This is a genomic window from Achromobacter sp. RW408, assembly GCF_003184165.1.
Lineage (GTDB): Bacteria > Pseudomonadota > Gammaproteobacteria > Burkholderiales > Burkholderiaceae_B > Achromobacter > Achromobacter xylosoxidans.
The window spans coordinates 613,683-621,955 of record NZ_QHHO01000022.1; the positions used below are offsets into that span (position 1 = coordinate 613,683).

Consider the following 8,273-nt stretch of genomic DNA (forward strand, 5'->3'; position numbering starts at 1 on the left):
TACCCAGGTGCTGCGGGCGGCGGCGCCGGCGCGTTCGGCCGGGCTGTGTTCATCGTCCTCCGGGTCTTCCAGCGGAGGCGGAAAGGCTGTCATGGTGCGTGCTCCCGTTCTTGCAATCTAGCCTTGCGGCGTTCGGGCAGGAGCATAAGCACCGAAACCTGAACGAATGATGAACGTGGAAATGCTGAACTCGAGAAGCCAAGCGTGATGCGGTGACCGCACCTGGCCACGTGGCTTGGCGGCTACCGATACCTGATGGAGAGCGGAAGAAAATCCGTGAGAGGAGCGTTGCGCCCGCTCACGGGGCAAGTGCAGATCAGCCGATCAACCTTGCAAATGCAAGTTCGCTTCAGCCAAGCGCGCTTAACAGCGCATCTGCGGTGACGACTGTGCAGTATTCGCCGTCCAGGTTGGCGAGCGACATGGCGTGAACATCTTCGGCGCTTCGCGCTGACCCATTCCAGTCTGTCCGAGCGAATGTGAAGCAACCGTCAGCCACGAGCCACACCTGAAAGCCAAGGTTGCCGGCCATGCGGACAGTTGCCTCGACTGAATTGTTCGTTATGACTCCCGCCACGACCAATGCGTCGAGGCCATTGTTGCGAAGCTTCTGTTCCAGATCGGTGCCGATAAACGCACTGTTCGTCTGCTTCGGAATGACCGGTTCTCCCCCTATGGGCGCGGTCTCCGGCTTGAATTCATGCCGGGGCTGGCCTGGGCGGTAGTAAGACGTGGGATCTGTAGAATCATGCCGGACGTGCCAGACCGGCCACCCCTGGGCGCGCCAATAGGCGAGGAGCCGACCGACCTGGCGCTCCGCATCGGGGTTATTTCGCTCGCCCCAACTGGGCGAAACAGACGATACAGCACGACTACCGCGGCCGCGGCGCGACGTTGTCGAACAAACCCAGCGGCTTTGTGGAAAACGCCCAAAGTCTGCATCGGCTGCACCAGCGCCTGCGGGGCAGCACTATCCCAAGTCGCGTTGGTTGGAAGTGGGCGGTGTGCTTTGACGCGCCCCGTCCCGCTACCCTGGCCAATATGTCGACTGCGCGTGGAGCAGGCCACGCTGAATTCTGCGTCCGCGCCGCGCGCCTTTACCTCTACAGGGTTGGCTGCGGAATCGGCGTGTCTTTCGGCAATGAGCCCTTAATGCGCGCCGGGCAATTCGAGATCCCCCACTTGGTCACGATGCCCTTTTCGATCATGAACTTCTCCACGCACACGTGATAGGCGGAAATGGGACCCCACATATCTTCGTACGAAATGATCTTTGCCCCGCTTTCAAGCGTATAGCTCTTTTTGGGCGGTCCCCACTTGGAGATCAATTGTTCTTCTGTGCTGCCGACCCAAGGCGCATTGACGTCGTTGTAGGTTTTATTCCGCTTGCCGGTCAGCATGTTCATCTGTGCCGACGTGCATCCCGCGAGCAACGATGGCAGGACAATAAGCAGAGCCAGTTTTTTCATTGTGAGCAATACCACAAAGGTCGAGTATTCAGGGTTGAAGGCTTGATTTTCAAGGCGTCAATGTATCAGAAACCTAGCCGCCCGACAGGACACATTTTCATGGCTGACACGGGCGGCCACGCTTGCTGTTGGCCCGCCATTCACCTGCCTGGCACATCGCTCGCGGTCTTCCTGGCCGTCATTGTCACGGTAAAGAACTCGCCACGCTTATCGTCCGACACACGGTCCAATCGGTCACTTCCAAAATCGGTATGTTGCCCCCGCTCGAAGCGGGGGTAATACCCTTTCCAGAAATAGCGCGCCTGTGTGCCGCCATCGAACACTTTTTGAGCCGACAGTTCGGCCACGAAGCGCGTGTCGGCGGCATCCTCCCGCGCGCGCATTGCGACCCGTGCTTCGGTCAATGCCCAATGGCATACCCCGCGTCCATAATAGTCTTCGTCGAGCAGCATGTCGGCATATACGATACCCACGTACTCGGTGGCCGATATACGGGAAAGGCGGAACGATTCGTGGCTGGACATCGTCGGCACGTGACCGGACAGGGCGTTGGATTTCCCACAGCGTGCGGCGTTGCTGGCGTCGAACTGCACGGTACCCTCCACCACGGTAAACGCCGATTTGCCGTCTGCGGCGCTTGCGAGATCCGATACATTGGCAAGGGTCAGCCGTATTTCATAGGCCTGCGCCGGGGCGGGGTTCAGCTTGCGCAGCGCTGGCTTGGGCGCCGTGGAGGTGGCGGCAACCTTGGACGGGGTATCGGCGTGGCCTGGCCCGCCACAGCCAGCGGCCAGCAGCGTCAAGGCGGATAATGCGAGGCGCAAGGCCGGCGCCGAGGGAAATCGAAAAGAGTGCGGCAAGTCGATGTTTCCTGTCTAGCTGTTGGAGTTTATTCAAAGACGAGCGAACGATTCGTCCATTATCGCTGCGCCGAGGACGGAATTATCGCATCGGCGAGATGAAGGCGTAGCGTTCTTGGCTTGTACGGCCATCCTCCTTGCCGAGGCATGGCGCTCTGAAAACAGCGATGCGTGGAAGAACCTGCATTGCTTCCAATCGCCCACTCGAAATCGGGTACGCTTTGATGCTGGAAAATTCTGGACTGCACGATATGTGGCAAAAGTTCTGCAAGGTGTCGCTGGTGGTGGGCTGGGCGCTTTGGTTGGCTGCCATGGCGTGGTTCACGGCGGGCATGCTGCGGTATGTGCCGTCCGCGGACGCGACGCTGACGCCGATCACCCTTACGCCGGGGCAGACGGCGCGCGCCGAGGTCTACCGCATCCGCGAAGCGCCACTATGGATGGAGGCGCGTTTCGGCGGCCCGATGGGCAGAAAGCGGCCCGAATTGGGAGAACACACGACGCGTTTGGGCGCGCCGGGCGCAGTCGCCGAACCAGGAGAGCCGGTGCGGATTCGTGTGCGCGATGGCGGGGACCTGGACGTAGTGATGGTTGCGGCTCCGCGCAGCAGCGCCAGCGCGACGCATTTCTACCGCAAGCTCTGGCCTGAAAGTCATATAGATGGCACGCTGCCGGAGACCACCCCGCCCTTTCCGAAGCTGGCAAAGGGGACTTCGCCGCTTACCTTCACGGTGGAAGAGGTCGGGCCGACGCTTCAGGGCGAGCAGATCGAACTGGAAATCAGCGCACCTATCGGCCTCAAGCGTACCGCGCCCGGCTGGAGCGATGTCACCACCTTCATTTTTTGGCCCTTCATCGCCGCGATCCTGGGTATTTGGGCACTGGTGTGGGCGGGGCTGACGTGGTGGTATCGGCGCCGGGTCCGGCGGTAGCGTCTTTGTTGGCCCGAAAGTAATTCCGGATAATGGCAATGGCCGTAGTGGTGGTCCGCGTCCGCTGCTTTCTGGCCATGCCGGTTGGCCAGCAGCACGATGAAGTCGGCAATCAGATCTGAAGAAGAATGAATCCCGTCCGCGATCAGGCCCTGCGACTTCGAGAAAATGCCGATGACGATCTGCGCGGTGGCGAGCACCACGTTCACGCCCACGCTCACCCAGGTGCTGCGGGCGGCGGCGGTGGCGCGTTCGGCCGGGCTGTGTCCATCGTCCTCCGGGTCTTCCAGCGGAGGCGGAAAGGCGGTCATGGTTCGTGCTCCCGTTCTTGCAATCTAGCCTTGCGGCGTTCGGGCTGGAGCATAAGCACCGAATCCTGAACGGATGATGAACGTGGATGAGCGGGGCATTGCGCCCCGCTCATGGCCCGGCCCGTAATGAGACGTACTGATCAGGTCAACCTCAGCACGCCGCGTTCGCCTGGCTGGGCGACCATGGCCTCGCGTCGCGCGGCATCCTCGCGCAAGCGGAACACACCAACCGCCCTCACCAAGGCATGCGCCTGGTCCTGCATCGAGCCCGCCGCGGCCGCGGCTTCTTCGACCAGCGCGGCGTTCTGCTGGGTCACTTCGTCCATTTGCGACACGGCGCGGTTGACCTGCTCGATGCCGGAGGCCTGTTCCTGCGATGCCGCGGCGATCTCGCCCATGATGTCCGTCACGCGCTTGACCGAGGCGACCACTTCTTGCATGGTGGTGCCTGCGTTTTCCGCCTGGCCCGCGCCCTCGGCCACCTTGCTGACGGACGCTTCGATCAGCGTCTTGACCTCGCGCGCGGCCTGCGCGCTGCGTTGCGCCAGCGACCGCACCTCGCCCGCGACCACCGCGAAGCCCTTGCCCTGCTCGCCCGCCCTGGCCGCTTCCACGGCGGCGTTCAGCGCCAGGATGTTGGTCTGGAACGCGATCCCGTCGATGACCGAGACAATCTCGGAAATCTTGCGCGAACTGGCGGAAATATCGCCCATCGTGCTGACCACCGCCGACACGACGGCGCCGCCGCGCTGGGCGACTTCGGAGGCGCTTGCCGCCAGTTGATTGGCCTCGCGCGCGTTGTCGGCATTCTGCTTGACAGTCGACGCCAGTTCTTCCATCGATGCGGCGGTTTCTTCCAGCGAGGCGGCCTGCTCTTCGGTCCGGCTGGACAAGTCGGTGTTGCCGGCCGCGATCTGCCCTGCTGCGCTGGAGATGGTTTCGGACCCGGCGCGAATGGTGCGAACGGCGCCGGCCAGCTTGTCCTGCATATCGTGCAGCGCGCGCAACAGCCGGCCGGTTTCATCGCGGGTGACCGCGTGGATGGACTGCCCCAGGTCGCCACGCGCCACGGTCTCCGCCACCGACACAGCCTGGGCAAGCGGCGCCGTGATCGACTTGGACACCCGCCACGCGAACAGGCCGCCCAGCACGACGGCCATGGCCGACAGGATCAGGTTCAACATGCCCGCGTTGTCGATCACCCGCTGGCTGTCGGCGCCAGCGTCCACCATCTCTGCGGATTGAATCCGGGAGATCTCGATGACGCGGTCTTGCAGGCCATCCAGAAGCGGAAGGGTCTCTTCCAGCAAGCGCTGGCGAGCGGCGTCGCGCTCACCACGCTTGAGGAGCGCGCCCACGCCCTGGAATGACTTCACGTAGCGGCCGCGCACGTCTTCCAACAGCCGCAGCTTCTGACGTTCGTCTTCGGTGCGGAACAACGGCCTCAGGGTCTCCAGCGCCTGGTCGATCGTTTTCCGATTGGTGTCGATGCGAGCGAACAGCGTTTCAGCGGTGCGGGGATCCGTGTTGACGATCAGTTCGAGATTGGCGCGCGCATTGGCGCGCGTCGTCACGTCGATAATGTTGATGGCATTCGCTTTGGCCCAGGTCTGTTCGGTGATCGCTCGGTTGATGCCGCCGATGTGGGTCAGTTCGTATTGCGACAGGCCGGTAAGCGCCAGTAATAGCGCGAGTACGGTGCCGAAGCCCAGGGTCAGCCGGGTGCCAATGGAGAGGTTGCCAAACAGGTTGCCAATAGTGAAACGCGAGCGCATGGATTTGTATTACGACAAAGGGAAAACCCTAGTGTAAAAACCATGACATATATTGCAACGATCTTGTAATTGAAGTTTGCGATTTCGCATGGCAGGGGGAAATTTTTTGTGGCTGGCAGCGGCCTCGATACCTTGACGAAGTCAAGCGACTTGCCGTTTTTTTTTCCAACGCTCCGTCCCGCACCGCCCGCACCTGCCCTGGCGGGGCGACGTTCTTAAGCTGATCGTGGCGACTGACACGGAGCAACGTAAAATGCCAGGCCTCCTGTCTCCACTTGCTTCCCCACTTGCTTTCCTTATGAACCTTGACCGACTGCGCCGCGAATTTCCCGACTACGACATCGCCACCCTGCCGACGCTGCCCGAAGGGTATGTCGATGCGTCGAGCTACATCGATGCCGCTCCTTCATTCGAGAACGAGGAACGCGGCTTGAAGGTGTATGTCGACTACGCCGAGTATGCCGATCGCGAATCCGGCAGAAGCCAGCGCTTCTGTGTCTCGCGCTACGACGAGGAAGCCGGCGACTACGAGGACGTCGCCCTGTCGACCAACGATTGGGCCGAAGTCATCCGCTTCCTGACCGCCTGAACGCCCTCGCCGGGGGGATCGGTTCGCGCTCCGATCGTCGCGTCAAGGTGCTCCCTTGCAAACGCATAAGGAATCCACCCCATGAGTACCGCAACAGACACCGCTATCGCCATCGTCGGGCCGGGGGCCATCGGCACAACGGTTGCCGCCGCGCTGCACGAGGCCGGCCGCACGCCTCTCCTGTGTGGCCGTACCCATCGCGACCAGCTCACGCTTCATGACGGTGATCGCAGCGTCGTGGTCCCCGGTCCCGTGCATACCGATCCGGCCCGGATCGATCGCAGGATGGACCTGATTTTCCTCGCGGTGAAGGCGACGCAGACAGACTCAGCATCGGGATGGCTCGCGGCATTGTGCCGGCCGGATACGGTCGTGTGTGTTCTACAGAATGGCGTCGAGCAATTGGAACGCGTCGCCATGCATGCCCCGCCTGCAAGGATCATCCCGGCTGTCGTGTGGTTCCCTGCGCAGGCTCAAGCCGATGGTTCAGTACGCTTGCGCGGGGATGCGCGCCTTAGCCTGCCCGACATGCCCGCGACTCGCGTGGCGGCCGAGGCGCTGCGGGGGACCCAGTGCGTCGTCGATATCACCGAAGACTTCCCGAGCGTGGCTTGGCGCAAGCTGCTGCAGAACGCAGTGGCTGGCATCATGGCCCTGACTCATCGCCGCGCGGGCATGTTTGCCAGGCCCGACATCGCCCAGCTCTCCTTGGCGTACTTGCGAGAGTGCCTGACGGTAGCGCGCGCAGAAGGAGCCAGGCTGGGGGACGAGGTGCCTCAGGAAATCCTGGCCAAGTTTCAAGCCGCTGCCCCCGACTTGAGCACGTCCATCCTGACCGACCGCGAAGCCGGCCGGCAGCTTGAATGGGATATACGAAACGGCGTCGTCTCGCGTCGCGCCCGGGTCCACGGCATACCCACTCCGATCAGCGACATCATCGTGCCCTTGCTGGCCGCGGCGAGCGACGGCCCGGGCTGATCGCAGGATGGACTCGCCAATCTTCCGTTCTGATACGCTGCCGTTATGCCTTCCCAAATAAACGTTCGACCAGCCTCTGTTGAAGATGTCGATTCAATCATCGAATTGGACCCGATGGCCAGGCAGGAACCGGGCAGAAAGGCATTTATCGCCAATGCGGTGGCCGCTGGCCAATGCCGGGTTGCAGTGCAAGCGCAGGACGCTTCGGCGGTGATCGGTTACGGGATACTAAACAAGTCGTTTTTCGAGAACGACTTCATCCCGCTGATTGTCGTCAAGGCCTCGGCACGGCGCCGTGGGGTGGCGACAGCAATCATGACAACGCTGGCGTCGCAATGCACGGGCAAAACGTTCACGTCGACAAATGCTTCGAACATCGCGATGCGCCAACTGCTTACGCGGCTTGGTTTTGTGGAAAGCGGTCACATTGAAAACCTGGATGACAACGATCCCGAACTCGTGTTTGTAAAGTTTCCGTCAGCGGTTTGATTTCTCTCTTTGATAAGTTCGCGACGAATCCGTAAACGCAGTTATTTTTTCCCCTGCGCAACGCGAATTCTCGCTAGCATCCGCGGCACCATGCTGACAAAAAACATCCTTTCCGCCGCCTGCGCCGCCGTGCTGAGCGCGCTTTCCCTGAACGCCGCGGCAGCGCCGGAAGCCTTGCCTTCGTTCGATTGCGCCAAGGCCCGCGCGGGAGCGGAAAAGGCCATCTGCGCGAACCCGCAGCTGGCAGCGCTTGATGCAAGCATCGCCAAGCGCTACGACGAAGCGCGCAAATCCCTGGACGCCGCCACAGCCGAAGCGTTGGCGCGCGACCAGCGCTATTTCGCCAAGGTGCGGGACGACGCTTTCGAGAAGCCGTTCGACAAGGACAAGCCGATCGAGGAACTCGCGACCCGCCTGAAACACCGGGACGCGTTTCTCGCCTCGTTGGATTTAGCCGAACGCAAGGGCTTTACCGGTAGATGGCGCAACCTCTCAGGCGAGATCACGCTCTGGAAGAAACCCGACGGCGATATCCTGTATGAAGGTTCGGCCGATCAGCCGCACACCGGAAGCTGGTCGTGCAATTTGGAAGCCTCGGGCAAGGCCAGCGGCGAGCACCTGCGGGTCAAGAGCGTCGACACGAAGGGTTGGGTACTGAACCTGAAACGCCAGGGTCATGCACTGGTCGTCGAAGAACAGCCGCCCGGCGCGGGGTCATCCGGCCCGCCTTACTGCGGCGCGAATGGCGCCTTGGCCGGTACGTTCTTTCCGATACGCTGAGATCTGTCCGGCCGATCTTGAAGTCATCCTGTAGGACCGCCAGTATTCGCGACCAACGGCATGGGTTGGACGAAGGCAGCGCCCCCACCC

General features: G+C 61.9%; 8 protein-coding genes and 2 pseudogenes. 5 read left to right on the plus strand and 5 right to left on the minus strand.

The features are described 5' to 3' along the window. Nucleotides 1-349: 349 nt before the first annotated feature. From DK459_RS05100 to DK459_RS05110, 3 genes and pseudogenes are all read right to left on the minus strand, one after another. Nucleotides 350-823: pseudogene (locus DK459_RS05100) on the minus strand (cysteine hydrolase family protein); the annotation flags it as partial. A gap of 280 nt (nt 824-1,103) precedes the next feature. Then, the gene (locus DK459_RS05105) at nt 1,104-1,469 is read right to left on the minus strand and encodes a hypothetical protein (protein ID WP_026384357.1); all 366 of its coding nucleotides are present in this window, start codon (nt 1,467-1,469) and stop codon (nt 1,104-1,106) included. A 140-nt stretch (nt 1,470-1,609) separates the two neighbouring features. Then, nucleotides 1,610-2,272 carry a hypothetical protein gene (locus tag DK459_RS05110; RefSeq protein WP_233256760.1) on the minus strand — a complete coding sequence of 221 codons (663 nt, stop codon included), beginning with the start codon at nt 2,270-2,272 and terminating at the stop codon, nt 1,610-1,612. A gap of 308 nt (nt 2,273-2,580) precedes the next feature. Here DK459_RS05110 and DK459_RS31170 point away from each other — a divergent pair, with 308 nt between their 5' ends. Continuing rightward, nucleotides 2,581-3,261 carry a hypothetical protein gene (locus DK459_RS31170; protein ID WP_233256761.1) on the plus strand — a complete coding sequence of 227 codons (681 nt, stop codon included), beginning with the start codon at nt 2,581-2,583 and terminating at the stop codon, nt 3,259-3,261. Between the two features lie 29 nt (nt 3,262-3,290). Here DK459_RS31170 and DK459_RS31175 read toward each other — a convergent pair. Then, a pseudogene (locus DK459_RS31175) lies at nt 3,291-3,572 on the minus strand (cation diffusion facilitator family transporter); the annotation flags it as partial. 140 nt (nt 3,573-3,712) lie between these two features. Next, entirely contained in the window at nt 3,713-5,347 is a 1,635-nt protein-coding gene (locus DK459_RS05125) for a methyl-accepting chemotaxis protein (protein ID WP_110134508.1), read from the minus strand. Nucleotides 5,348-5,645: 298 nt separating this feature from the next. Here DK459_RS05125 and DK459_RS05130 point away from each other — a divergent pair, with 298 nt between their 5' ends. The 4 genes from DK459_RS05130 to DK459_RS05145 all read left to right on the plus strand — a co-directional run bounded on the left by DK459_RS05130 (nt 5,646) and on the right by DK459_RS05145 (nt 8,183). After that, nucleotides 5,646-5,936 (plus strand): hypothetical protein, encoded by a 291-nt coding sequence (locus DK459_RS05130; RefSeq protein WP_020927956.1) that lies wholly within the window; start codon nt 5,646-5,648, stop codon nt 5,934-5,936. An 81-nt stretch (nt 5,937-6,017) separates the two neighbouring features. Continuing rightward, nucleotides 6,018-6,914, plus strand: coding sequence for an oxidoreductase (locus DK459_RS05135; RefSeq protein ID WP_110134509.1), 897 nt, complete (start codon nt 6,018-6,020; stop codon nt 6,912-6,914). Nucleotides 6,915-6,959: 45 nt separating this feature from the next. Further along, the gene (locus DK459_RS05140) at nt 6,960-7,403 is read left to right on the plus strand and encodes a GNAT family N-acetyltransferase (protein ID WP_110134510.1); all 444 of its coding nucleotides are present in this window, start codon (nt 6,960-6,962) and stop codon (nt 7,401-7,403) included. Nucleotides 7,404-7,493: 90 nt separating this feature from the next. Then, nucleotides 7,494-8,183, plus strand: a complete 690-nt coding sequence (locus DK459_RS05145) for a lysozyme inhibitor LprI family protein (RefSeq protein WP_110134511.1) — start codon at nt 7,494-7,496, stop codon at nt 8,181-8,183. The last annotated feature ends 90 nt before the right edge of the window (nt 8,184-8,273 follow it).

What these genes read in the sequence shown, in the direction of transcription:
- DK459_RS05105 (WP_026384357.1), bottom strand. Translation starts at nt 1,469, where the DNA reads ATGAAAAAACTGGCTCTGCTTATTGTCCTGCCATCGTTGCTCGCGGGA.
- DK459_RS31170 (WP_233256761.1), top strand. Translation starts at nt 2,581, where the DNA reads ATGTGGCAAAAGTTCTGCAAGGTGTCGCTGGTGGTGGGCTGGGCGCTT.
- DK459_RS05125 (WP_110134508.1), bottom strand. Translation starts at nt 5,347, where the DNA reads ATGCGCTCGCGTTTCACTATTGGCAACCTGTTTGGCAACCTCTCCATT.
- DK459_RS05130 (WP_020927956.1), top strand. Translation starts at nt 5,646, where the DNA reads ATGAACCTTGACCGACTGCGCCGCGAATTTCCCGACTACGACATCGCC.
- DK459_RS05135 (WP_110134509.1), top strand. Translation starts at nt 6,018, where the DNA reads ATGAGTACCGCAACAGACACCGCTATCGCCATCGTCGGGCCGGGGGCC.
- DK459_RS05140 (WP_110134510.1), top strand. Translation starts at nt 6,960, where the DNA reads ATGCCTTCCCAAATAAACGTTCGACCAGCCTCTGTTGAAGATGTCGAT.
- DK459_RS05145 (WP_110134511.1), top strand. Translation starts at nt 7,494, where the DNA reads ATGCTGACAAAAAACATCCTTTCCGCCGCCTGCGCCGCCGTGCTGAGC.